Source organism: Pseudomonas sp. GD03875, from assembly GCF_029840585.1.
GTDB classification, from domain to species: Bacteria; Pseudomonadota; Gammaproteobacteria; order Pseudomonadales; family Pseudomonadaceae; genus Aquipseudomonas; species Aquipseudomonas paralcaligenes.
Window position 1 is genome coordinate 170,834 of record NZ_JAOCCV010000008.1, and the last position, 22,992, is coordinate 193,825.

General features: G+C 68.7%; 19 protein-coding genes. 14 read left to right on the top strand and 5 right to left on the bottom strand.

The window, feature by feature from the left end; genetic code table 11:
• Positions 1-28: 28 nt before the first annotated feature.
• Both N5D30_RS09865 and N5D30_RS09870 read right to left on the bottom strand, forming a co-directional pair.
• Complete coding sequence (locus N5D30_RS09865) at positions 29-1,024, bottom strand: 2-hydroxyacid dehydrogenase (protein WP_279908806.1); 996 nt, start codon at positions 1,022-1,024, stop codon at positions 29-31.
• A gap of 10 nt (positions 1,025-1,034) precedes the next feature.
• Positions 1,035-3,788: a response regulator gene (locus N5D30_RS09870; protein ID WP_279908808.1), complete on the bottom strand. Its 2,754-nt coding sequence runs from the start codon at positions 3,786-3,788 to the stop codon at positions 1,035-1,037.
• Positions 3,789-3,903: 115 nt separating this feature from the next.
• Here N5D30_RS09870 and N5D30_RS09875 point away from each other — a divergent pair, with 115 nt between their 5' ends.
• From N5D30_RS09875 to N5D30_RS09930, 12 genes are all read left to right on the top strand, one after another.
• Positions 3,904-4,602: a response regulator transcription factor gene (locus N5D30_RS09875; RefSeq protein WP_279908809.1), complete on the top strand. Its 699-nt coding sequence runs from the start codon at positions 3,904-3,906 to the stop codon at positions 4,600-4,602.
• A 61-nt stretch (positions 4,603-4,663) separates the two neighbouring features.
• Positions 4,664-5,935, top strand: coding sequence for a sensor histidine kinase (locus N5D30_RS09880; protein WP_279908834.1), 1,272 nt, complete (start codon positions 4,664-4,666; stop codon positions 5,933-5,935).
• Positions 5,936-6,066: 131 nt separating this feature from the next.
• On the top strand, positions 6,067-8,322 hold the full coding sequence (locus N5D30_RS09885; protein ID WP_279908810.1) for a FepA family TonB-dependent siderophore receptor: 2,256 nt from the start codon (positions 6,067-6,069) through the stop codon (positions 8,320-8,322).
• A gap of 68 nt (positions 8,323-8,390) precedes the next feature.
• On the top strand, positions 8,391-9,353 hold the full coding sequence (locus N5D30_RS09890) for an alpha/beta hydrolase (protein ID WP_279908811.1): 963 nt from the start codon (positions 8,391-8,393) through the stop codon (positions 9,351-9,353).
• Complete coding sequence (locus N5D30_RS09895; RefSeq protein ID WP_279908812.1) at positions 9,350-9,655, top strand: iron transporter; 306 nt, start codon at positions 9,350-9,352, stop codon at positions 9,653-9,655. The genes N5D30_RS09890 and N5D30_RS09895 overlap by 4 nt, the downstream gene beginning before the upstream one ends.
• On the top strand, positions 9,652-11,226 hold the full coding sequence (locus N5D30_RS09900) for a PepSY-associated TM helix domain-containing protein (protein ID WP_279908813.1): 1,575 nt from the start codon (positions 9,652-9,654) through the stop codon (positions 11,224-11,226). The genes N5D30_RS09895 and N5D30_RS09900 overlap by 4 nt, the downstream gene beginning before the upstream one ends.
• Positions 11,226-11,564 (top strand): DUF3325 domain-containing protein, encoded by a 339-nt coding sequence (locus N5D30_RS09905; RefSeq protein ID WP_279908814.1) that lies wholly within the window; start codon positions 11,226-11,228, stop codon positions 11,562-11,564. Before N5D30_RS09900 ends, N5D30_RS09905 begins: the two co-directional genes overlap by 1 nt.
• Positions 11,565-11,879: 315 nt before the next feature.
• Positions 11,880-12,767 carry a cysteine synthase CysM gene (gene cysM, locus N5D30_RS09910; RefSeq protein WP_279903840.1) on the top strand — a complete coding sequence of 296 codons (888 nt, stop codon included), beginning with the start codon at positions 11,880-11,882 and terminating at the stop codon, positions 12,765-12,767.
• A gap of 2 nt (positions 12,768-12,769) precedes the next feature.
• Positions 12,770-14,122, top strand: coding sequence for a 23S rRNA (uracil(1939)-C(5))-methyltransferase RlmD (rlmD, locus tag N5D30_RS09915; RefSeq protein ID WP_279908815.1), 1,353 nt, complete (start codon positions 12,770-12,772; stop codon positions 14,120-14,122).
• Between the two features lie 80 nt (positions 14,123-14,202).
• Positions 14,203-16,449: a GTP diphosphokinase gene (gene relA / locus N5D30_RS09920; RefSeq protein WP_220813029.1), complete on the top strand. Its 2,247-nt coding sequence runs from the start codon at positions 14,203-14,205 to the stop codon at positions 16,447-16,449.
• Between the two features lie 134 nt (positions 16,450-16,583).
• Positions 16,584-17,423: a nucleoside triphosphate pyrophosphohydrolase gene (gene mazG / locus N5D30_RS09925; protein ID WP_279908816.1), complete on the top strand. Its 840-nt coding sequence runs from the start codon at positions 16,584-16,586 to the stop codon at positions 17,421-17,423.
• Positions 17,424-17,442: 19 nt separating this feature from the next.
• Positions 17,443-17,982, top strand: coding sequence for a DUF2058 domain-containing protein (locus N5D30_RS09930; protein ID WP_220813027.1), 540 nt, complete (start codon positions 17,443-17,445; stop codon positions 17,980-17,982).
• 132 nt (positions 17,983-18,114) lie between these two features.
• Here the strand turns inward: N5D30_RS09930 and N5D30_RS09935 are convergent, their stop codons facing one another.
• The 3 genes from N5D30_RS09935 to purM are packed head-to-tail and all read right to left on the bottom strand — an operon-like array spanning position 18,115 to position 20,545.
• Positions 18,115-18,831 carry a DUF3108 domain-containing protein gene (locus N5D30_RS09935; RefSeq protein WP_220813026.1) on the bottom strand — a complete coding sequence of 239 codons (717 nt, stop codon included), beginning with the start codon at positions 18,829-18,831 and terminating at the stop codon, positions 18,115-18,117.
• Between the two features lie 8 nt (positions 18,832-18,839).
• Positions 18,840-19,490 (bottom strand): phosphoribosylglycinamide formyltransferase, encoded by a 651-nt coding sequence (gene purN / locus N5D30_RS09940; protein ID WP_279908836.1) that lies wholly within the window; start codon positions 19,488-19,490, stop codon positions 18,840-18,842.
• Positions 19,487-20,545, bottom strand: a complete 1,059-nt coding sequence (purM, locus tag N5D30_RS09945) for a phosphoribosylformylglycinamidine cyclo-ligase (RefSeq protein ID WP_220813025.1) — start codon at positions 20,543-20,545, stop codon at positions 19,487-19,489. The genes purN and purM overlap by 4 nt, the downstream gene beginning before the upstream one ends.
• A gap of 195 nt (positions 20,546-20,740) precedes the next feature.
• Here purM and N5D30_RS09950 point away from each other — a divergent pair, with 195 nt between their 5' ends.
• Together N5D30_RS09950 and N5D30_RS09955 are read left to right on the top strand one after the other, a co-directional pair.
• A complete protein-coding gene (locus N5D30_RS09950) occupies positions 20,741-21,766 on the top strand; it encodes a DUF2066 domain-containing protein (RefSeq protein WP_279908817.1) in 1,026 nt (341 codons plus the stop codon).
• Positions 21,767-21,861: 95 nt separating this feature from the next.
• The gene (locus tag N5D30_RS09955) at positions 21,862-22,935 is read left to right on the top strand and encodes an AI-2E family transporter (protein ID WP_220813023.1); all 1,074 of its coding nucleotides are present in this window, start codon (positions 21,862-21,864) and stop codon (positions 22,933-22,935) included.
• The last annotated feature ends 57 nt before the right edge of the window (positions 22,936-22,992 follow it).

Genomic DNA, 22,992 nt, shown 5'->3' on the forward strand with positions numbered 1-22,992 from the left:
GGGGCCTCCGGAAAGCCCGGTGATGCTATCACGCCATGTGTGTCACCCGGTTGACCGGCACGCCGGCGGCCCAGGCGGCGATGTTGTCCAGGGTGGTCGCGGCGATGGCGGCCAGCGCCTCGCGGGTGAGGAAGGCCTGGTGGGCGGTGACGATGACGTTGGGAAAGGTCAGCAGGCGGGCCAGCACGTCATCCTGCAGCGGTTGGTCGGACCGGTCCTCGAAGAACAGCTCGGCCTCTTCCTCGTACACGTCCAGGCCCAGATAGCCGAGCTGGCCGCTCTTCAGCGCCTCGATCAGCGCCGGGGTATCCACCAGCGCGCCGCGCCCGGTGTTGATCAGCATGGCGCCACGCTTCATGCGCGCCAGCCTGGCGGCATCGATCAGGTGGTGGCTGGCCTCGGTCAGCGGGTAGTGCAGGCTGATCACGTCGCTCTCGGCAATCAGCTCGTCCAGCCCTGCCTGGCGGGCCGGGAGCGCGTCTAGGCCGGCGACGGGGCAGGGGTCGGCGATCAGCAGGCGACAGCCGAAGCCGGCCATGATGCGGGCGAAGGCCAGGCCGATCTGGCCGCCGCCGACCACTCCCACCGTCTTGCCGTGGAGGTCGAAGCCTGTCAGCCCGTGCAGCGAGAAGTCGCCCTCGCGGGTGCGATTGAAGGCCCGGTGGATGCGCCGGTTCAGTGCCAGGATCAGCGCTACCGCGTGCTCGGCCACGGCGTGCGGTGAGTAGGCGGGCACCCGCACCACCGTCAGCCCGAGGCGCTCGGCGGCCTGCAGGTCGACGTGGTTGTAGCCGGCCGAGCGCAGCGCGATCAGGCGCGTGCCGCCGGCGGCCAGGTGCTCCAGTACCGGCGCGGAAAGGTCGTCGTTGATGAAGGCGCAGACCACCTCGCAACCTTCGGCGAGCGCCGCGGTGTCGGCGCGCAGCAGGCTGTCCTGGAAGTGCAGCTGCCAGCCGGCGGGCAGGTCGATGGCCTCGAAGCTGGCGCGGTCGTAGGGCTTGCTGCTGAACAGGACGATGCGCATGGACGTTCCCTCAGGCGCCGACCGTCGCTGCCTGGGCGAGGCGGACGATGGCGGCATCCAGCTCGTCGAGCGCGGCCTGGGCAGCGGGATCGTCCTGCTTGAGCAGGGTCTCGCTGCGCTGGCAGGCGGCGCGCAACTGCGGCACCCCGCAATAGCGGGTGGCGCCATGCAGCCGGTGCACCCGCTCGATCAGCACATTGCGTTCGCCGATCTGGCGCGCCTGGCGAATGGCCTGGCGATCGGCGGGCAGGCCGGCCAGCAGCATGCTCAGCATGTCGCTGGCCAGGTCGGCCTTGCCGGCGGCCAGGCGTAGCCCTTCCTCGGGATCGAGCACATGCAGTGCCTCCCCGGCCGCCGGGGGCGGCGGCGTGGCGGGCTGCAGCTGGTTGCGCATGGCCAGGCCGGTCCACTTGAGCACCACCTGGGCCAGTTGCCGCTCGTTGATCGGCTTGGTCAGGTAGTCGTCCATGCCGCCCTGCAGCAGGGCGCGCTTCTCGTTGGCCAGGGCGTGGGCGGTGAGGGCGATGATCGGCAGCGGGCTGCGTTCGTGTTCCTGCTCCCACTGGCGGATCGCCTCGGTGGCCTGGCGGCCGTCCATGCCCGGCATCTGCACGTCCATGAAGACCAGGTCGAGCGCCTGCTCCCGCACCGCCTCGACGGCCGCCTGGCCACTGTCCACGGCGACCACTTCGGCACCCATGTCCTCGAGCAGGGTCCGCACCAGCAGCAGGTTGGCCGGATTGTCGTCGACGCAGAGCAGGCGCGGCGGGCGGCTGGCCAGCGGGGCCGGTTCCTCGGCCTTGAGCGGGCGCGGGCTGACCAGCTCGCTCAGCGCGCGCAGCAGCTTGCGCGTGCAGGCGGGCTTGGCCTGCAGCTGCACGTGGCTGTCCGGCAGCGCCTCGTGGTAGAGCGACTGCTCGGTGGTGGGGCAGAGCACCAGGGGCTTGCAACCGAGGCGGCCGAGTTCCCACAGGTGGTGGCCGAGCGACGGCGGCGGAAACTCCTGCACGTTGACGCCGAGCACCGCCAGGTCGATCGGCTGGCCGGCCTCGCGCTGCGTGGCGACCTGCGCCAGCAGCCGGTCGAGGCTGTCGAACTCCAGCACCTTCAGGTTGCAGTCCTCCAGCTGGTGGCGCAGGGCCTGGCGGGTCAGTTCGTGGCCTTCCAGCAGGGCTACGCGGCGGCCCTGCAGCGGTGCCCGGGGTAGGTCGTCGGCATCGTCGCGGGCCTTCGGCAGGGTCAGGCTGATCCAGAACTCCGAGCCGGCATCCGGGCTGCTGTCGACGCCGATCTCGCCACCCATCTGCTCGATCAGGCGCTTGGAGATGACCAGCCCGAGTCCGGTGCCGCCGGCCTGGCGGCTCAGCGAGTTGTCGGCCTGGCTGAAGGCCTGGAACAGCGCGCGCTGGTCGTCGTCGGATAGGCCCACGCCGGTGTCCTGCACGCTGATGCGCAGCTGGGCGCGCTCGTCGCTCTCGTCCTCGACCATGGCGCGCACGGCGATGGTGCCCTCGCGGGTGAACTTGATCGCGTTGCTCACCAGGTTGGTCAGCACCTGTTTCAGGCGCAGCGGATCGCCCTGCAGGGCGAGCGGGGTGTCGCGGTAGATCAGGCTGACCAGTTCGAGCTGCTTCTCGTGGGCCGACGGGGCGAGGATGGTCAGGCAGTCCTGGACCAGGTCGCGCAGGTTGAAGGGGATGTTCTCCAGCACCAGCTTGCCGGCCTCGATCTTGGAGAAGTCGAGCACCTCGTTGATGATCCCCAGCAGGCTCTCGGCGGACTTGCCGATGGTGCCCAGGTAATCCTGCTGGCGCGGGGTGAGGTCGCTCTTCTGGAGCAGGCCGGTGAAGCCGAGGATGCCGTTGAGCGGGGTGCGGATCTCGTGGCTCATGTTGGCCAGGAACTCGGACTTGATGCGGCTGGCCTCCAGGGCCTCCTTGCGCGCCAGGTCCAGCTCGATGTTCTGGATCTCGATGGTTTCCAGGTTCTGGCGCACGTCCTCGGTGGCCTGGTCGATGCTGTGCTGCAGCTCTTCCTGGGCGTTCTGCAGGGCCTCGGCCATGCTGTTGATGCCGGCTGCCAGCTCGTCCATCTCATGGCTGCCCAGGGGCGGCAGGCGGGTTTCCAGCTGCCCTTTCCTGAGTCGGTCGACGCCCAGCTTGATGATCCGCAGCGGGTCGTTGATGGTCCTGCTCATGCGCAGGGCGAGCAGGGCGGTGACCGCCAGCCCGGCGGCGATCAGCAGCAGGCTGGCGAACAGGCTGCGGTAACCCTGTAGCAGCGTGCGATGGTGCGACAGTTCCAGTTCGACCCAGCCCAGCAGGCGGTCGGTGCTGGCCGGCTCGGAGGTCGGCGCGGAGCGCTGGTGGCGGCCGAACACCGGCATCAGGAAGCGGGTGGCGTCCTCGCCGCTGCTGGTGGCCATGGGTTCCACGGTGGTCTGCGGTGCCGGGTTGAGCATTTCCGGTCCCGCATGGGCCAGGCGCTGCCGGTCCGCCGAGAGGAAGCCGACGGCGCGCACGTCCTGCTGGTTCAGCGCCTCCTCGGCCAGCCGCTTCAGCTGCTTCCCGTCGCTACCGGCCAGCGCTGGTGCGGCCAGCGGCGCCAGGTGCTGCACCACCAGCTCGCCGCGCTGCAGCAACTGGTTGCGCAGGTCGGCCAGCTGCATCCAGGTGAAGTAGCCGCCCAGCACCAGTGCCAGCAGGCTGGTGGGCAGCAGGGTGAGCAGCAGCACGCGACCCTTGATGCCGAGGTCCTTGAGCACGACGTTCTCCAGTGGAATGGGAAGTTCACGAGGCAGTTTAGCGACTCGGCGGGTGGGAATCTGCATGGGTTTTTGGCAGAATGTCGATATTTATTCTCATTTGAGAGTGTTCCGCATGCCTGCCACTTCCGCCCGCATTCTCGCCATCGAGGACGATCCGGTGCTGGCCTCGCACCTGCAGGAGCATCTGGGACGACGTGGTTTCAGGGTGACCCTGCAGGGTGACGGAGAAGCCGGCCTGGCGCTGGCCTGTTCCGAAACCTTCGATCTGGTGCTGATGGATATCCTGCTGCCCGGCCGCAACGGCCTGGATGCCCTGGCCGAACTGCGCCAGAAGAGGGGCGTGCCGGTGATCCTGATGTCGGCCCTGGGCGCCGAGCAGGACCGCATCGCCGGTTTCAGTCAGGGCGCCGACGATTATCTGCCCAAGCCGTTCGCCATGGCCGAGCTGGAGGTGCGCATCGCCGCCATCCTGCGCCGGGTGGCCTACGAGCGCCGCCAGCACGAGCCCGCTGCGCCCGGCGCGCTGCGCTTCGACGAGCAGCGCAGCGATGTCTGTCACGAAGGGAGCTGGGCGCAGCTGACCACCACCGAGTTCCGCCTGCTGGAACTGCTCGCCCGTCATCCCGGCGAGGTACAGAGCAAGGCCTTCCTCTACCAGCAGGTGCTGCACCGCCCGTACTCGGCCCACGACCGGGTGCTGGACATGCACGTGAGCCATATCCGTCGCAAGCTGCAGAGCATCGGCTATCTGGCTGGCCGCCTGGAGACGGTCTGGGGCCGGGGCTATCTGTTCAGCGGCGAGGAAGGCTGAGGTGTTCTCCCGGCATTCGCTGCTCTGGAAGCTCGCCGGGGTACTCGCACTGTTCTGCCTGATGCTGCTCAGCCTGCTGGCCGACCTGGAGCAGCGGATCAACGACATGACTTCGCGCCTGCCGGAACCGACCCGGGCCGTGCTGCGGGACTACGCGCGCCAGGCCGAGGTGGCCTGGACGGAGCGCGGCACGGCCGGGGTCGACCAGTTCCTGCGCGAGCTGCGCGGGCGCGAGCGGATCTGGGCGGTGGTGGTGGACGACGAGCGTCATTCCCTGTCGTCGGAGCCGTTGCAGGAGGAGGAACGCCAGCGGCTGAACTTCATGCGCCAGCTCGACTGGTCCATGGGCCGTCCCACGGGCTGGCCGACCGTCTACATCCCGTTCAGCGACCAGGCCTCCAGCCTGGTGATGGAGCTGCCCCGGCGGCTCGACCCGCGCAAGCACCGCGAGCTGTGGCTGGTGCTGCTGCAACGGGTGCTGCCGGCCTGCCTGGCGATCCTGCTCGGGGTGATGCTCTACCGTCTGCTGATCTTCCCGCTGGTGACCCTGCAGCGCCAGGCCAACGCCCTCAGCCTGGGCGACCTGACGGCACGCTCCGGCACCTCGGTGGCGGGGCGGCGCGACGAGCTTGGCGAGCTGGGACGGGCCTTCGACCACATGGCGGAGCGCCTGGAGCACACGGTGGGCTACCAGCGCCAGCTGCTGCGCGACCTGTCCCACGAGCTGCGCACGCCGCTGGCGCGCCTGCGCGTGGCCGGCGAGTGCGCCGGCGATCTGGACATGCTACGCGAGCGGCTGGAGCGCGAGGTCGAGTGCATGCAGCGGCTGGTCGACGACACGCTGGAGCTGGTCTGGCTGGACACCGAGCGGCCACGGCTGGCGCTCGAGGACGTGGACGTGCGCGCCCTGTGGAACGTGCTCGGCGAGAACGCCTGCTTTGAGAGTGGCTGGGCGGCCGAGCGGTTGATCTGCGAGCTGCCCGAGCCCTGCCGGGTGCGCGGCCACCTCAACGGCCTGGCGCAGGCGCTGGAGAACATCCTGCGCAATGCCATCCGCCATTCGCCCGAGGGCGGTGTGATCCGCTTCGGCGGCGTGCGGGAAGGGGACTTCTGGCGCCTGTACATCGAGGACCAGGGTGGCGGCGTGGCGCCGAACCAGCTGGAAGAGATCTTCCGCCCTTTCACCCGGTTGAACGCCTCCCGACCGGGTGGCGACGGCTTCGGCCTGGGCCTGGCCATCGCCCGGGGCGCGGTGCGCATGCAGGGCGGCGAGGTGTGGGCGGACAACGGCCGCGAGGGGCTGCGCCTGAATCTGCGTCTGCAAAGTGTATAGTTTGTAAATGCTCTTTATTAACAATTAGGAATTACTATCATTTGCCCGCCCGGCGCAGACCGGAGGGCGAAACATCACTTCGCGCTCGCCCTTAGAAAAGTTGCCAATTTTCACGCTTAAGGAGAGATGCGATGCAATCCCGATTCAAGCTCAGCTACCTGACCCTCGCCCTGCTGGCGGCTTCCATGCCGGCCACGCTGCTGGCCGAAACCCTCGAACTCAGCACCGGGGAAGCCGCCGCCGCGGCCGCCGGCGACGAGGCCCTGCAACTGGGCGAAACCCGTGTGCTGGGCACCGCCGAGCAGGAGCTGAAGCAGGCCCCGGGTGTATCGGTGATCACCGAGGAGGACCTGAAGAAGCGTCCGCCGGTGAACGACCTGTCGGACATCATCCGCCGCATGCCCGGCGTCAACCTGACCGGCAACAGCTCGTCGGGCGCCTATGGCAACAACCGCCAGATCGACCTGCGCGGCATGGGCCCGGAAAACACCCTGATCCTCATCGACGGCAAGCCGGTCAGCTCGCGTGACTCGGTGCGCATGGGCCGCAGCGGCGAGCGCAACACCCGTGGCGACAGCAACTGGGTACCGGCCGAGGCAGTGGAGCGCATCGAAGTGCTGCGTGGTCCGGCCGCGGCCCGCTACGGCTCCGGTGCCGCCGGCGGCGTGGTGAACATCATCACCAAGGCGCCGACCGAGAAACTGACCGGCTCGATGACCGCCTACGTCAACGTGCCGGAGCACAGCGAGGAGGGCGATACCCGCCGTATCGGCTTCAACCTGGCCGGCCCGCTGGTCGACAGCCTGTCGTTCCGCCTCTACGGCAACGTCAACCGTACCGATGGCGACGAGCCGAGCCTGAATGCCGGCGCCTCGGGCATCGACGCCACCACCACCGCCATTCCGCCGGCCGGCCGCGAGGGCGTGCGCAACAAGGACATCAACGGCCTGCTGCGCTGGGACCTGAACGACGAGCATGTGGTCGAGCTGGAAGGCGGCTTCAGCCGCCAGGGCAACATCTACGCTGGCGACCGCCTGTTCACCAGCAGTGGCGAGGCCATGGCCGAACTGGCCGCCGACGGCGCCGAAACCAACACCATGTACCGCCGCACCGGCGCCATCACGCACCGGGGCAACTACGAGAACGGCGCCAGCTCGCGCATGACCCTGTCCTACGAGGGCACCACCAACTCGCGCCTCAACGAGGGCCTGGCCGGTGGTGGCGAAGGCTCGATCGGCAGCGGCGCAAGCCGTTCCACCTCGCAGCTGGACAGCTACATCGCCAGCGGCGAGTACAACCTGCCGATGACCCTGGGTGGCTTCTACCAGGTGCTGACCGTCGGCGGCGAATACCGCGACCAGCGCCTGAACGACTCCTACTCGACCCGCAGCGGCGCCAACATCAGCGGCGATGCGTCCCCGGTCAGCAGCACCGACACCCGTGCACTGTTCGTCGAAGACAACATCGAGATCGGCCAGAACCTGATCCTCACTCCCGGCGTGCGGGTGGACGACCACGACAAGTTCGGCGTCAACTGGAGCCCCAGCCTCAACGCCTCCTACAAGCTGACCGACGAGCTGACCCTCAAGGGCGGCGTGGCGCGGGCGTTCAAGGCGCCCAACCTGTACCAGTCCAACCCCAACTACATGTACACCACCCGCGGCAATGGTTGCCCGGTGGTGGATGGCAGCCGCATCAGCGGGCCGTGCAACATCTTCGGCAACGCCAACCTGGACCCGGAAACCAGCATCAACAAGGAACTGGGCCTGGCCTGGGTGCATGAGGGATGGTCGGCTGGCCTGACCTACTTCCACAACGACTACAAGAACAAGATCATCGCCGACATGGGCGACCAGGACATCCCGCCGGTGGTCAACGGCTACCGGGCCTTCCAGTGGGTCAACTCCGGCAAGGCAGTCGTCCGTGGCTGGGAAGGCAACCTGGACATCCCGCTGCTGGGCGAGCATGGCGACGTGCTCAAGCTGAGCAACAACTTCACCTACATGCAGAGGAACCACAGCGAGTCCACCGGACAGCCGCTGTCGGTGATCCCCGAGTACACCATCAACTCGACCCTGGACTACGCCGTCAACGACAAGCTGTCGCTGATGCTGACCGCCACCTTCTACGGCGAGCAGGAGCCCAGGACCATGAACATGGCCAGCAACACCGAGCAGACCGGCGAAGCGCTGAAGACGCGCGGCTCCTACGAGCTGTACGGCCTGAGCGCCGACTACGAGTTCAACCGCAACCTGCGGGTGAACCTGGGGGTCAGCAACCTGCTGGACAAGCGCCTGTACCGCGAAGACTCGGGCACCGCCCAGGGCGCGGCGACCTACAACGAACCGGGCCGGGCCTTCTACGCCTCGGTAACCACTTCGTTCTGATCGCGGGTGTAGCAAGCCACTGCCCGGCTCGCCGGGCAGTGGCCTTTGTGCTTTTGGAGTACCTGTCCATGCGACGACTACTGTATTGCTCCCTGCTGGCCCTGTTGCTGGCCGCTCCGTCCGTATCGGCGCGACCCGACTTCGACGCGGCGGCCGGGCTCGGCCTGGCCGAGAGCGGTTCGGCCTATTACCGTTTCGAGTCCCTGCGGGTGGTTTCCGACGATGGCCGGCGCGCCTACCGGGTCTGGCTGGCGTTGCCGAAGCGCGAGGCGCCCGCGGCCGGCCATCCGGTCATCTACCTGCTCGACGGCAATGCCAGCCTGGAGGCCCTGCAGGAGGACTGGCTGCGTGAGCTGGATGCGCTCGACCCGCCGGTGATGGTGCATGTCGGCTACGACAGCGGCCGGCGCTTCGACGTGGTGTCGCGGGCCTACGACTACACGCCACCGCTGCCGGGCGGCGAGCCGGTGATCGACGACCTGGCGCGCAATCGCGAGGGTGGCGGCGCGGATCATTTCCTCGATCTGCTGGAGCAGCGCATCCGCCCGCAGGTCGAGGCGCGGGCAGCGATCGACACGAGCCGCCAGTCGATCTGGGGGCACTCCTACGGCGGCCTGTTCGTTATGCACACCTTTTTCACCCGGCCCGGACTGTTCCAGACCTACATCGCCGCCGAGCCGTCGCTGTGGTGGCAGCAGGGCTTTCTGTTGGAAGAAGAGAAACGTCGCGCCGCGAGCGGAGCCGGTCTGCGCCTGCTGATCCTTCGTGGTGTCGGTGGCGAGCCCCGCCCCGCGCCGGCTGCCGACGACGCGGTGGCCAAGGCGCGCCGGGCGGCGGTCGCCTCGGTGCCGCCGGATGCCGCGGCGCAGATGGCGCGGCGGATGTCTGCCGCGCCCGGGCTGACGGTCGGCTATCGCGAATTCCCCGGCCTCGGCCATGGCCCGATGCTGAAGGCCTCGCTGCTGCCGGCCCTGCGCCTGGCCGCGGGCGCGGACGATGAGATGACCTCGATCGAGGAAACCAGTCGATGAGCAAGAGCAAGATCGAGCGGCAGGCGACGCCCTGGCTGCCGGTGCTGTCCCGAACCCTGGCCGCCGTGCTCGGCGGCTACGCCTTCACCTATGCCTTCACCGCGGCGCTGGCCCGGCTGCTGCCGCTGACGCCGAACGACGCGCTGATCGTCGCGACCCTGCCGGCCTTCGTCATCTACCCGCTGGCGATCCTCTGGTCCTTCTGCTGCCGCAACGCGACCCAGGCCTGGTATGGCGTGGCGCTGGCGGTGCCGCTGGCGGTGATCGGCTTCTGGCCACAACTGATGAGGGCGCTGGCATGAAGAAGCCGCAGACCATCACCCAATCCCTGTCCTGGCTGCACACCTGGGGTGGCCTGATCTTCGGCTGGCTGCTGTTCGCCATCTTCCTCACCGGCACGCTGGCCGTGTTCGACAAGGAGATCGACGAGTGGATGCGCCCCGAAATCCCGGCCCATGACGTCGACCAGCTGGAGGCCGCGCAGCGTGCCCTGGCCTACCTGCAGGCCAAGCACCCGGATGCCGAGGCCTGGAACATCGGCCTGCCCACCGAGCGTTCGCCGGGCCTCGGCGTCTCCGCCGGCGAACAGCGCCGGGGCGGCGGCGAGTCGCTCGACCCGCAAACGGGAGAGCGCATCGACGTGCGCGAGACGGCGGGCGGCGGCTTCTTCTTCCGCTTCCACTTCACCCTCAACATGCCGCGCACCCTGGGCATCTGGCTGGTCGGCCTGGCCGCGGCGGCGATGCTGGTGGCGCTGGTCAGCGGCATCGTCATCCACAAGAAGTTCTTCAAGGAGTTCTTCACCTTCCGCCCGGCCAAGGGGCAGCGTTCCTGGCTGGATGCGCACAACGCCAGCGGCGTGCTGCTGCTGCCGTTCCACCTGATGATCACCTACACCGGCCTGGTGATCTTCTACCTCATCTACATGCCGGCGGCGGTGGATGCGCTGTTCGACGGCGATATACAGGCGGCCTTCGGTCGTGGTCCGCAGGGTGGCGAGCAGCGCGAGGCGCGCGGGCCGCAGGGACAGGGACGCGGTGGCGAAGGACGTGGCGAGCGTGCCGTCGCTATCGAGCGGGTGCCGCTGACCGACCTGGGACCGCTGCTGGCCGAGGCCGAGCGGGCCATGGGACCGGTGGCCGGGTTGTCGATCCGCAATCCGGGGCGCGCCGACGCGCGCATCGAGGCGCGTCCGGTGCTGGGCAACCGCATCGAGCTGACCAAGGGCCAGAGCATGCAGTTCGACGGGGTGACCGGCAAGGTGCTGCGCCAGCCCAACGAGAGCCGCCCGGTGCAGCTCACCCAGCGGGTGATGGCGGGCCTGCACTTCGCCCAGTTCGGCGGCTACCCGATGCGTTGGCTCTACTTCATCTGCGGGCTGGTCAGCAGCGGCATGATCGCCACCGGGCTGGTGCTGTTCACCGTCAAGCGCCGCCGCCGGCCCGACGCCGAAGGCGCCATCGCCGCACGGGTATACGCGGCGGCCGAGCGCCTGAACGTCGCCGTGGTGGCGGGCCTGGGCATCGCCTGCGTGGGCATGCTCTGGGCCAACCGCCTGCTGCCGGTCGAGCTGGCCGAGCGCGCGGGCTGGGAGGTGCAGGCGTTCTTCGGCATCTGGCTGCTCACCCTCGTCCATGCCTGCCTGCGTCCGTACATGGCGGCCTGGCGCGAGCAACTGGGGCTGGGTGCCGCGCTGTGCATCGGCCTGCCGCTGCTGGGCCTGGCGACCGGCGGCGAGGGCGGCACCCGCCTGCTGCTGGAACTGACCAGCGTGGCGATCGGCGCGGCGATGGCCTGGACCTGCTGGCACGTCAGCCGGCCGGCGACCGAGAAGGCGCCGCGCCGCGCGCCACGTACCGCGGAGGTGGTCTGATGCTCAGCGCATTCTTCGGCGGCACCCTGCTGGCCTATGGCGGCATGGTCGCCCTGTGCCAGGGGCTGGAGCGCCACTACAAGCAGGTCTGGGGGAAGGTGCCGGGCATCGCGCGGCGCAGGCTGCTGCGGGCGCTCGGCTGGCTGGCGCTGGCGCTGAGCTTCGCCGCCTGCGTGGCGAGCTGGGGCTGGGCGATGGGGCCGGTGGGCTGGTTCGGGCAGATCTCCCTGGCCGGCTTCGCCCTGGTCATGCTGCTGCCCTACGCGCCGCGCCTGAGCGCCTGGCTGGTGCCGGCCGGCGCGCTGGCCTGGGGCGTCGGCTGGCTGCTGGCGGGCTAGCCGCCCCATGCAGGACTGAGAGCCTCGGGGGCGTGAAGACACACGGCCCCGTGGGAGCGGCCTTGGCCGCGAGTTCTTGCATGGAGCCACGCAGGCGCCAAACGCCTGAAGTTCGCGGCCAAGGCCGCTCCTACAAGAGAGGCAACCCGCTTGCACGATCCGGCGGGTTGCACCCGCCCTACGGACTGCTCACCGGGCAGGCGCGCCCGTCTTATAGCCATCGGCTCTAGGGCGCTAGCGTTCCGCAATATGGTGGCGGCGGGTTTGCCGCTATCATAGGCGCCCCTTTCCGTGTCCGGATTCGCGAACATCGCCATGACCGTGCAGTACCCCACCATCGCCGACTGCATCGGCAACACGCCCCTGGTCCGCCTGCAACGCCTGCCCGGCGACACCTCCAACACCCTGCTGGTGAAGCTGGAGGGCAACAACCCGGCCGGCTCGGTGAAGGACCGCCCGGCGCTGTCGATGATCACCCGCGCCGAGCTGCGCGGCGACATCAGGCCCGGCGACATCCTGATCGAGGCTACCAGTGGCAACACCGGCATCGCCCTGGCGATGGCGGCGGCGATCAAGGGCTACCAGATGATCCTGATCATGCCGGACAACTCCACCGACGAGCGCAAGGCGGCCATGACCGCCTACGGCGCCGAGCTGATCCTGGTGGACAACATGGAGGTGGCGCGCGACCTGGCCCTGGCCATGCAGGCCGAGGGCAAGGGCAAGGTGCTCGACCAGTTCGCCAACGGTGACAACCCGGAGGCGCACTACCGTGGCACCGGCCCGGAAATCTGGCAGCAGACCGGTGGCGGCATCACCCACTTCATCAGCTCGATGGGCACCACCGGCACCATCATGGGCACCTCCCGCTACCTCAAGGAGCAGAACCCGGCCATCGAGATCATCGGCCTGCAGCCCCAGGACGGCTCGGCCATCCCCGGCATCCGCCGCTGGCCCGAGGAATACCTGCCGAGCATCTACGACGCCAGCCGGGTCGACCGGGTGCTGGACATCACCCAGGCCGAGGCCGAGGAGATGATGCGGCGCATGGCGCGCGAGGAAGGCATCTTCTGCGGCGTGTCTTCCGGCGGCGCGGTGGCGGCCATGCTGCGCCTGGCCCGGGAAACGCAGAACGCGGTGATGGTGGCGATCATCTGCGACCGGGGCGACCGCTACCTGTCCTCCGGGCTGTTCAACCAGTAGCCATGGCCAAGCACAGATCGCTGCGCTTCCAGCCCGCCGGTGGCGAGCGGAAGGCGCAGGTGCCGGTGGGCAAGAAGCAGAAGCTGACCATCGAGCGGCTGGCCAACGACGGGCGCGGCATCGCCTTCGTCGAAGGGCGCAGCTGGTTCGTCGCGGGCGCGCTGCCGGGCGAGGAAGTCGAGGCGCGCGTGCTGGGCGCCCGCAGCCAGGTGGTGGAGGCGCGCACCGAGCGCGTGCTGCACGCCGTGGAGCTGCGCCGCGAGCCGCCCTGCGACCACGCCGGCCGCTGCGGCGGCTGCACCCTGCAGCACCTGCCCCATGCCGAACAGCTCGCCCTCAAGCAGAGCAGCCTGGCCGAGCAGCTGCAGCGCCTCGCCGGCGTGACGCCGGACGAGTGGGTGGCGCCTTTGACCGGCCCCGAATTCGCCTACCGGCGCCGCGCCCGCATCGCCGTGCGCTGGGACGCCAAGGCCCGGCGCCTGGACGTCGGCTTCCGCGCGGCGGCTAGCCAGGACATCGTCGCCATCGACGACTGCCCGGTGCTGGTACAGCCCTTGCAGCCGATCATGCGGGCGTTGCCCGCGCTGCTGCGCGGCCTGGACAAGCCCCAGGCCCTCGGCCACGTCGAGCTGTTCCACGGTACCCGCTCGGCCCTGCTGCTGCGCCATACGGCTCCGCTGGGCGAGGCCGACCTGGGCCGCCTGCGCGACTTCTGCGCCGCGCACGACGCCCAGCTGTGGCTGCACGGCGAGGGCGAACCCGAGGCCGACCAGCGGTCTGGCCAGGCGCTGGGCTATCGCCTTGAACCCTGGAACCTGGAGCTGCAGTACCGGCCGGGGGATTTCGTCCAGGTCAACGGCGTGGTCAATCAGGCGATGGTCGAACAGGCGCTGGACTGGCTGGCGCCGCAGACTGGCGAGCGGGTGCTGGACCTGTTCTGCGGCCTGGGCAACTTCGCCCTGCCGCTGGCCCAGCGCGTGCGCGAGGTGGTCGCGGTGGAGGGCGTGGAGGCGATGGTCGAGCGGGCGCGGGACAACGCCGCGGCGAACGGCCTGGGCAATCTGCACTTTTTCCGGGCCGACCTGTCGAACCCGCTGGCCGGTGCCCCCTGGGCCTCCCAGGGCTTCGACGCCATACTGCTGGACCCGCCGCGCGACGGGGCCTTCGAGGTCGTCAGGCAGATCGGCGAACTGGGCGCGCGGCGTCTGGTATATGTTTCGTGCAACCCTGCGACCCTGGCGCGCGACACCGCCGAACTGGTCAGGCAGGGCTTCCGGCTGAAACGGGCCGGGATTCTCGACATGTTCCCGCAGACGGCACATGTGGAGGCGATGGCGTTATTCGAGATGGGCTAGGATGCCCATGCAATCCGACCGGCTCACAGAAGGCTGGCGATAGTCCGATGGGCAGCGACCCATCGTAGGGAAGGCAGAAGATGGTACAGGTGAGAGCACACCAGCCGATCAACCTCGACGGCAGCATCAACCTCGAGGCCTGGCTGGACCATACGCTGAGCGTCGACCCGGCGCTGGATCGCGAGGCCCTGAAGGCGGCCTGCGAGTTCGCCCGCGAGGTCGAGCAGCAGGCCAACGCCGCGCAGAACCTCTGGGCCGAAGGCACTTCGAGCTTCCAGACGGGCCTGGAGATCGCCGAGATACTCGCCGACCTCAAGTTGGACCAGGACAGCCTTGTCGCCGCGGTGATCTACCGCGCCGTGCGCGAAGGCAAGACCAGCCTCAAGGTGGTGCAGGAGAAGTTCGGCCTGGTGGTGGCCAAGCTGATCGAGGGCGTGCTGCGCATGGCCGCCATCAGCGCCAGTATCAACCCGCGCGAATCGGTGGTGGTCGGCTCCCAGGCCCAGGTGGAGAACCTGCGCAAGATGCTGGTGGCCATGGTCGACGACGTGCGCGTGGCACTGATCAAACTGGCCGAGCGCACCTGCGCGATCCGCGCGGTCAAGCACGCCGACGACGAGAAGCGCCACCGCGTCGCCCGCGAGGTGTTCGACATCTACGCGCCGCTGGCCCACCGCCTAGGCATCGGCCACATCAAGTGGGAGCTGGAGGACATCTCCTTCCGCTACCTGGAACCCGACCAGTACAAGCAGATCGCCAAGCTGCTCCACGAGCGCCGTCTGGACCGCGAGCAGTACATCGCCGACGTGATGCAGCAGCTGCGCGACGAGCTGACCGCCACCGGCATCAAGGCCGACATCAGCGGCCGGGCCAAGCATATCTATTCCATCTGGCGGAAGATGCAGCGCAAGGGCCTGCAGTTCAGCCAGATCTACGACGTGCGCGCGGTACGCGTGCTGGTGCCCGAGGTGCGCGACTGCTACACCGCGCTGGGCATCGTGCACAGCCTGTGGCGGCACATCCCCAAGGAATTCGACGACTACATCGCCAACCCCAAGGAGAACGGCTACCGTTCCCTGCACACCGCGGTGATCGGTCCGGACGGCAAGGTGCTGGAGGTGCAGATCCGCACCCAGACCATGCACGAGGAAGCCGAGCTGGGCGTCTGCGCCCACTGGAAGTACAAGGGCACCGACGTCAAGGGTGGCTCCGACCACTACGAGGAGAAGATGGCCTGGCTACGCCAGGTGCTCGAGTGGCACGAGGAGCTGGGCGACATCGGCGGCCTGGCCGAACAGCTGCGCGTCGACATCGAGCCGGACCGGGTCTACGTGTTCACCCCCGACGGCCACGCCATCGACCTGCCCAAGGGCGCCACGCCGCTGGACTTCGCCTACCGCGTGCACACCCAGATCGGCCACAACTGCCGCGGCGCCAAGGTCAACGGCCGCATCGTGCCGCTGACCTACAGCCTGCAGACCGGCGAGCAGGTGGAGATCATCACCTCCAAACAGGGCGCGCCGAGCCGCGACTGGCTCAACCCCAACCTGGGCTACATCACCACCTCGCGGGCGCGGGCGAAGATCGTCCACTGGTTCAAGCTGCAGGACCGCGAACAGAACGTCGCCGCCGGCAAGGCCATGCTCGAGCGCGACCTGTCGCGCCTGGCGCTGCAGGCCGTGGACTTCGCCAAGCTGGCAGAGAAGTGCAACCTGAAGACTGCCGAGGACATGTATGCGGCCCTCGGTGCCGGCGACCTGCGCCTGGCCCACGCGGTCAACCTGGCCCAGCAGCAGGTGGAGCCGGAGCGCGCCAGCGAGCAGCTGGAGCTGATTCCGCGGCGCTCGTCCACCCCTCGTCCGGGGCGGCGCGGCGACATCCAGATCGAAGGCGTCGGCAACCTGCTCACGCAGATGGCCGGCTGCTGCCAGCCGCTGCCGGGCGATCCGATCGTCGGCTACATCACCCTGGGGCGCGGCGTCAGCATCCACCGCCAGGACTGCGCCTCGGTGCTGCAACTGGCCGGCCGCGAGCCGGAGCGGATCATCCAGGTCAACTGGGGGCCGGTGCCGGTGCAGACCTATCCGGTGGACGTGGTCATCCGCGCCTACGACCGCTCCGGCCTGCTGCGCGACGTGTCCCAGGTGCTGCTCAACGACCGCATCAACGTGCTGGCCGTGAACACCCGCTCGAACAAGGAGGACAACACCGCCTCCATGCTGCTGACCATCGAGATTCCCGGGCTGGACTCGCTGGCCCGCCTGCTCGCGCGGATCAGCCAGTTGCCGAACATCATCGAAGTGCGGCGCAGCCGCAGCGGTTCCTGAGCACTCCCTCTCCCTCCGGGAGAGGGGTGGGGTGAGGGTGTCGCGGGCGACTCGGAGCTGCCTGGAAATCCCTCACCCCCGGCCCCTCTCCCGGCGGAGAGGGGAGTGTGTGGCCCAATCCTAGAGACTGACCCATGCAAGACCGCTACTCCCTCGACGACCTGCTGCACCTGATGGCCCGCCTGCGCGACCCGCGGCATGGCTGCCCGTGGGACCTCAAGCAGAGCTACGCGACCATCGTCCCGCACACCCTGGAAGAGGCCTACGAGGTGGCCGACGCCATCGAGCGCGGCGACTTCGACCACCTGCCCGGCGAGCTGGGCGACCTGCTGTTCCAGGTCGTCTACTACAGCCAGCTGGCGAAGGAGGAGGGGCGCTTCGAATTCGCCGCCGTGGTCGATGGCATCACCCGCAAGCTGGTGCGCCGCCATCCCCACGTGTTCCCCGATGGCGACCTGTACGGCGCCCCGGACATGGCCCGCCTGGAAGAGGCGGCGATCAAGCAGCGCTGGGAAGAGATCAAGGCCGAGGAGCGCGCCGAGAAGGCCGCGGCGCCGGAGCAGCTTTCATTGCTCGATGACGTACCGCAGGCGCTGCCGGCCCTGAGCCGTGCCGCCAAGCTGCAGAAGCGCGCAGCCCAGGTCGGCTTCGACTGGCCCGAGGCGCTGCCGGTGGTGGACAAGCTGCGCGAGGAACTGGACGAAGTGCTGGAGGCCATGAGCGAGAACGACGCCGAGGCCATCGCCGAGGAGGTCGGCGACCTGCTGTTCGTCGCGGTCAACCTGGCGCGGCACCTCAAGGTCGACCCGGAGGCTGCGCTGCGCGCGGCCAACAACAAGTTCGAGCGGCGCTTCCACTACATCGAACAGGCATTGCGCGATACCGGCCGGCCCATCGAGAATTGCAGCCTGGAAGAAATGGATGCCCTCTGGGGCGAAGCCAAGAAGCTGGAAAAGCAGCCGCCCGGCTGCTGATGATCGAGAGCGAGTACCCATGAGCCTTTCCCTCCGTGACCAACTGCTGAAAGCCGGTCTGGTCAACGAAAAGCAGGCCAAGCAGGCCACCAAGCAGAAACAGAAGCAGCAGCGCCTGGAGAAGAAGAACCAGGTCGAGGTGGACGACTCGCAGCGGCAGGCCGCCCTGCAGGCCAAGGCCGAGAAGGCCGCCAAGGACCAGGAGCTGAATCGCCAGCAGCAGGAGAAGGCCGAACGCAAGGCCATCACCGCGCAGATCAAGCAACTGATCGAGACCAGCCGCCTGCCCAAGCTGAACGGCGAGGACTACTACAACTTCGTCGATGAAAAGAAGGTCAAGCGCATCGCGGTCAACAACCTGATGCGCGACAAGCTCAGCCGCGGTTCCCTGGCCATCGTCCGCCACGGCGGCGGCTACGAGATCATCCCGCGCGAGGCCGCGCTGAAGATCCAGGAGCGCGACCCGGCCCGCGTGCTGTTGCTCAACATCCAGACCGAGGCACCGGATGCCGACGATCCGTATGCCGCCTACCAGGTGCCGGACGACCTGATGTGGTAGTCCTGCTCGGATCGCATCCGGACTACCCGTAGGGTGCGCCGTGCGCACCGCCCAGTGTGCAGCCGCGAGACCGACAAACAAAAACACCGCGATCCCAGGGGGAGTCGCGGTGTCTGCGTACAGCGTTCGGTGTTACTCGGCGATGCCCTTGACGGTGCGGTCACCGACGGTGCCGTCCTTGAGCATGATCTGGTATTCCTTGCCGTCCTTCTCCACCTGGTGCAGGCGCACCAGCAAGTAGTCCCAGTCCTTGGCGAACCACAGCACGGTCTTGCGGCTGCTCTGGGTCGGGTCGCGCACGCGCTCGACCTTGATCGCGTCGATCAGGCCGGCCTTGGTGCGCACGCGCTCTGGGCCCAGCACGCGGAAGTCGTAGGTCTCGATCTCGTCGCCGTCTATCACTTGGTAGCTCATGCTCTGCTTGCCGGCGGCGACGTCGTGCTGCAGCACCAGCTGGTAGGTCGACTTGTCCTGGATGCCGCGATTGAGCGGGAAACGCACGGGGTCGCCGCGGTCGTTGCCCAGCACCTGCTTCTGGGTCCAGTCGAAGTCCAGTTCGATCTGCTTGGCCTTGCCCAGGCCGCTGCGGTCGAAGCGGTAGGTCAGCGGCAGGAACTCGTCGTTCTCCATGCGCAGGGTGCTGCTCTCGGTGAGGCTGGCCACCAGCATCGATGCCTCGAAGTTCAGCTCCCAGCGGTCCTTGTCCAGCGCCTTGAGGCTGCGGCCGGCGGTGCCGCTGATGGGCACCTGCTTCCAGTCGGCGGTGTAGCTGGCGGAGAAGGGCTTGAGCTCCAGGGCCTGCGCCGGCAGGGCCAGGAGAGCGAGCAGCGTCAGCAGAATGCGGGACATGTAATCTCCTATGTGCGGATCAGGTATCCGGTGGCCGGCAGTTCCTCGCCGTCCAGTCGCGCCCCGGTGGCGCCCAGTCGCAGGCGCCCTTCGGCGAACCAGCGCATCGCCAGCGGATAGATGCGGTGCTCCTCGGCATGTACGCGCTGGGCCAGGCTTTCCGGCGTGTCGCCAGACTCTACCGGCACCACCGCCTGTACGACCAGAGGGCCACCATCGAGTTCCTCGGTGACGAAGTGCACGCTGCAGCCGTGCTCGGCGTCGCCGGCCTCCAGCGCGCGCTGGTGGGTGTGCAGGCCCTTGTACTTCGGCAGCAGCGAGGGGTGGATGTTCAACAGGCGGCCTTCATAGTGGCGCACGAAGCCGCCGGTGAGGATGCGCATGAATCCGGCCAGCACCACCAGCTGCGGATCGAAGCCGTCGATGGCCTCGACCAGCGCGGCGTCGAAGGCCTCGCGGCCGTCGAACTGCTTGTGGTCCAGCACCCGGGTGGGAATGCCGGCGTTCTGCGCGCGGACCAGGCCGTAGGCATCGGCGCGGTTGGAGATCACCGCGGCGATGCGGGCTGGGCCGCCCTCGCTGGCGATGCTGTCGATCAGGGCCTGCAGGTTGCTGCCGGACCCCGAGATCAGCACCACGACATTGCAGTCGGCCATCAGTGGGCTTTCAGGTTGTTCAGCACGACCTGCTCGGCGCCGTCGGCGGCCTGGGCGATCTGGCCGATCACCCACGGCTGCTCGCCGGAGGCGCGCAGGCTGGCGAGGGTGGCTTCGACCTGGTCCTGGGCCACGCAGAGGACCATGCCCACGCCGCAGTTCAGCACGCGGTGCATCTCGTGCTCGTCGACGTTGCCTTTTTCCTGCAGGAAGTCGAACACCGCCGGGCGGGTCCAGCTGGCCACGTCGATCACCGCCTGGGCGCCTTCCGGCAGCACGCGCGGGATGTTGTCGAGCAGGCCGCCGCCGGTGATGTGGGCCATGGCCTTGACCGCGCCGGTGTCCTTGATCAGCTTCAGCAGCGGCTTGACGTAGATGCGGGTCGGCGCCATCAGCAGGTCGGCCAGTTTCTTGCCGTCCAGCTCGGTGGCTTCGATGTCGGTGCCGGACACTTCGAGGATCTTGCGGATCAGCGAGTAGCCGTTGGAATGCGGGCCGGAGGAGGGCAGGGCGATCAGCGCGTCGCCGGTGGCCACCTTCGAGCCGTCGATGATCTCGCTCTTCTCCACCACGCCGACGCAGAAGCCGGCCAGGTCGTAGTCCTCGCCCTCGTACATGCCCGGCATCTCGGCGGTCTCGCCGCCGACCAGGGAGCAGCCGGCCAGTTCGCAGCCGGCGCCGATGCCGGTGACCACGGTGGCGGCCACGTCGACGTTGAGCTTGCCGGTGGCGTAGTAGTCGAGGAAGAACAGCGGCTCGGCGCCGCAGACGACCAGGTCGTTGACGCACATGGCGACCAGGTCCTGGCCGATGCTGTCGTGCTTGTTCAGGTTCAGCGCCAGGCGCAGCTTGGTGCCGACGCCGTCGGTGCCGGACACCAGCACCGGCTGCCGGTAGCCGGCGGGGATTTCGCACAGGGCGCCGAAGCCGCCCAGACCGCCCATGACCTCCGGACGCGCGGTGCGCTTGGCCACGCCCTTGATGCGCTCGACCAGGGCTTCGCCGGCGTCGATGTCGACACCCGCATCCTTGTAGCTGATGGAGGGTTGCTTGCTCATGGGATCAGGCCTTTGAAAAGGGGGAAATGCAGTGGGCGACCGGCCTGCCGGACCGGTCCGCGAAGGCGCGCGATTTTATCAGGCTTGCCCGCCAGCGGCCACAGGGCGCGACGGTTGCCGGGGGACAGGCGGCTGTTTAAGGTATAGCCCTTCGCGTGCCGCGCCGGCACGTCCTTCCGAACCGGGAACCTATCGATGCGCCTGTCCGCCCGCCTCTTCGCCCTCTGCCTTTCGCTGCCCGGCCTGCCGGCCCTGGCCGAACCGGTCAGCGGCCTCTACCAGGTACGCGAGCCGGTCGCCAGCCAGCAGCCGGAGGAGCGCAGCGCCGCGCTCAGCCGCGCGCTGGAGACCCTGGTGCTGCGCCTGACCGGCGACGCCGGCGCGGTGCAGAGCGCCGGCCTGGAAGGCGTGCGCAAGGACCCGCAGCAACTGGTCAGCCAGTACGTCTACGAGGGCGACAGCCTGGTGGTGGACTTTGACCCGCTGACCACCGAGAACAAGCTGCGCCAGGCCGGCCTGCCGCTGTGGGGCGCCAACCGCCCGTCGATCCTGGTCTGGTGGCTGAACAGCGGCGTAGAGGGCGCGAACCTGGTCGGCGACGGCCAGGAGGCGTCCACGCCGCTGCGCCAGGCGGCCCAGCACCGTGGCCTGCCCCTGCGCCTGCCCCTGGCCGATCTGCAGGAGCAACTGGTCGCCACCCCGGAAAACCTTGGCGCCAACCAGCCGGACGCCCTGCAACCGGCCTCGGAGCGCTACGGCGCCGACGCGCTGCTGGCCGTCCAGGCTCGTGAAGAGGACGGCCAGTGGCAGGCGCAGTGGCGCCTGTGGCTGGGCGACAGCCGCGAGCAGGGCAGCGTCCAGGCCGCCGATCAGAAGGCCGTGGCCGACGCCGTGCTGCTGGCCGTGAGCGAGCGCCTGGCGCCGCGCTTCCTGGTCAAGCCCGGCGCGGCCAGCGCCATCACCGTGGAAATCCAGGGCGCCGACCTGCGCCGCTATGCCGAGATCGAGCGCATGCTCGAGCCGTTCTCCGCGCGCCTGCTGCGGATCAGGGGCGACCGGATGGAGTGGCAGGTCAACGCCAGCGCCGATCAGCTGCGTGCCCAGCTGGGGCTGGCCGGCCTGCGCGAACTGCCGGCCGAGGCCGAGCCGGTGGATGCCGGCGCCGATCCCCAGGCCGCGCCCACACCGGTCCCGACCAACCTGATGCGGTTCGGCTGGTAGCCGGCGAGCCGGCCGTTCAAGGACAGACATGCGGCAAATGTTCGATGCCCGGCGACCGGGCTCGCAGATTCCATCAACGAGGCGGAGTGCCTGAGATGACCGATTCGCGGCGCTGGATGTGGCTGGCAGGACTGTTCCTGTGCGGCTGGCTGATCTACCTGCTCACCCCCATCCTTTCCCCCTTCCTGGTGGCGATGCTGCTGGCCTACATGGGCGACCCGCTGGTGGACCGCCTGGAGCGCCGGGGGCTGTCGCGCACGCTGGGCGTGGTCATCGTCTTCGGCCTGTTCAGCCTGCTGCTGCTGATCATGCTGCTGGTGCTGATCCCCATGCTCGGTCGCCAGCTGGTGCACCTCTACGAACTGGCGCCCCAGGGCCTCGACTGGGCCCAGCACCAGGCGCTGCCCTGGGTCCAGTCGCAGCTCGGCCTGGCCGAGGGCTTCTGGCGCTTCGACCAGATCAAGCAGGCGCTGTCCGGGCACCTGGGCAAGACCACCGACATCGTCGGCGGCCTGCTGGCCCATGCCACCGCGTCCAGCCTGGCGCTGCTCGGCTGGCTGGGCAACCTGTTCCTGATTCCGGTGGTGGCCTTCTACCTGCTGCGCGACTGGGACCTGATGATGGAGAAGCTGCGCAACCTGCTGCCCCGTTCCCGCGAGGGGCTGGTCGTGAGCCTGGTCGGCGAGTGTCACGAGGTGCTGGGGGCGTTCATGCGCGGCCAGCTGCTGGTGATGCTGGCGCTGGCCACCATCTATTCGGTCGGCCTGATGATCATCGGCCTGGAGCTGGGGCTGCTGATCGGCCTGCTCGCGGGGCTGGCCAGCATCGTTCCCTACATGGGCTTCATCGTCGGCTTCGGCGCCGCCGTGGTGGCGGCGCTGTTCCAGTACGCGGGCTTCGACCTGTACCCGCTGATCGGCATCGTGGTGGTGTTCGGCATCGGCCAGCTGCTGGAAGGCACGGTGCTGACGCCGATGCTGGTCGGCGACCGCATCGGCCTGCATCCCGTGGCGGTGATCTTCGCCATCCTCGCCGGCGGCCAGCTGTTCGGCTTCACCGGGGTTCTGCTGGCGCTGCCGGTGGCTGCGGTGGTCATGGTGCTGCTGCGCCATGCCCACGACTTCTACAAGCAGTCCGTCATCTACGACTCGCCGCCACCTGCCGACTGAGCTGCGTTCGGAGGGGATACGCGTGGCGGCGCTGGTAATGGCAGGGTTCGACTAGCG

Bases quoted from the DNA above. Each gene is read 5' to 3' on its own strand.
- rlmD (WP_279908815.1), top strand. From the start codon at position 12,770: ATGGCCAAGCACAGATCGCTGCGCTTCCAGCCCGCCGGTGGCGAGCGG.
- N5D30_RS09905 (WP_279908814.1), top strand. From the start codon at position 11,226: ATGCTCAGCGCATTCTTCGGCGGCACCCTGCTGGCCTATGGCGGCATG.
- purM (WP_220813025.1), bottom strand. From the start codon at position 20,545: ATGAGCAAGCAACCCTCCATCAGCTACAAGGATGCGGGTGTCGACATC.
- N5D30_RS09880 (WP_279908834.1), top strand. From the start codon at position 4,664: ATGCTGCTCAGCCTGCTGGCCGACCTGGAGCAGCGGATCAACGACATG.
- N5D30_RS09890 (WP_279908811.1), top strand. From the start codon at position 8,391: ATGCGACGACTACTGTATTGCTCCCTGCTGGCCCTGTTGCTGGCCGCT.
- N5D30_RS09875 (WP_279908809.1), top strand. From the start codon at position 3,904: ATGCCTGCCACTTCCGCCCGCATTCTCGCCATCGAGGACGATCCGGTG.
- N5D30_RS09865 (WP_279908806.1), bottom strand. From the start codon at position 1,024: ATGCGCATCGTCCTGTTCAGCAGCAAGCCCTACGACCGCGCCAGCTTC.
- N5D30_RS09930 (WP_220813027.1), top strand. From the start codon at position 17,443: ATGAGCCTTTCCCTCCGTGACCAACTGCTGAAAGCCGGTCTGGTCAAC.
- N5D30_RS09955 (WP_220813023.1), top strand. From the start codon at position 21,862: ATGACCGATTCGCGGCGCTGGATGTGGCTGGCAGGACTGTTCCTGTGC.
- mazG (WP_279908816.1), top strand. From the start codon at position 16,584: ATGCAAGACCGCTACTCCCTCGACGACCTGCTGCACCTGATGGCCCGC.
- N5D30_RS09895 (WP_279908812.1), top strand. From the start codon at position 9,350: ATGAGCAAGAGCAAGATCGAGCGGCAGGCGACGCCCTGGCTGCCGGTG.
- cysM (WP_279903840.1), top strand. From the start codon at position 11,880: ATGACCGTGCAGTACCCCACCATCGCCGACTGCATCGGCAACACGCCC.
- N5D30_RS09950 (WP_279908817.1), top strand. From the start codon at position 20,741: ATGCGCCTGTCCGCCCGCCTCTTCGCCCTCTGCCTTTCGCTGCCCGGC.
- relA (WP_220813029.1), top strand. From the start codon at position 14,203: ATGGTACAGGTGAGAGCACACCAGCCGATCAACCTCGACGGCAGCATC.
- N5D30_RS09885 (WP_279908810.1), top strand. From the start codon at position 6,067: ATGCAATCCCGATTCAAGCTCAGCTACCTGACCCTCGCCCTGCTGGCG.
- N5D30_RS09935 (WP_220813026.1), bottom strand. From the start codon at position 18,831: ATGTCCCGCATTCTGCTGACGCTGCTCGCTCTCCTGGCCCTGCCGGCG.
- N5D30_RS09900 (WP_279908813.1), top strand. From the start codon at position 9,652: ATGAAGAAGCCGCAGACCATCACCCAATCCCTGTCCTGGCTGCACACC.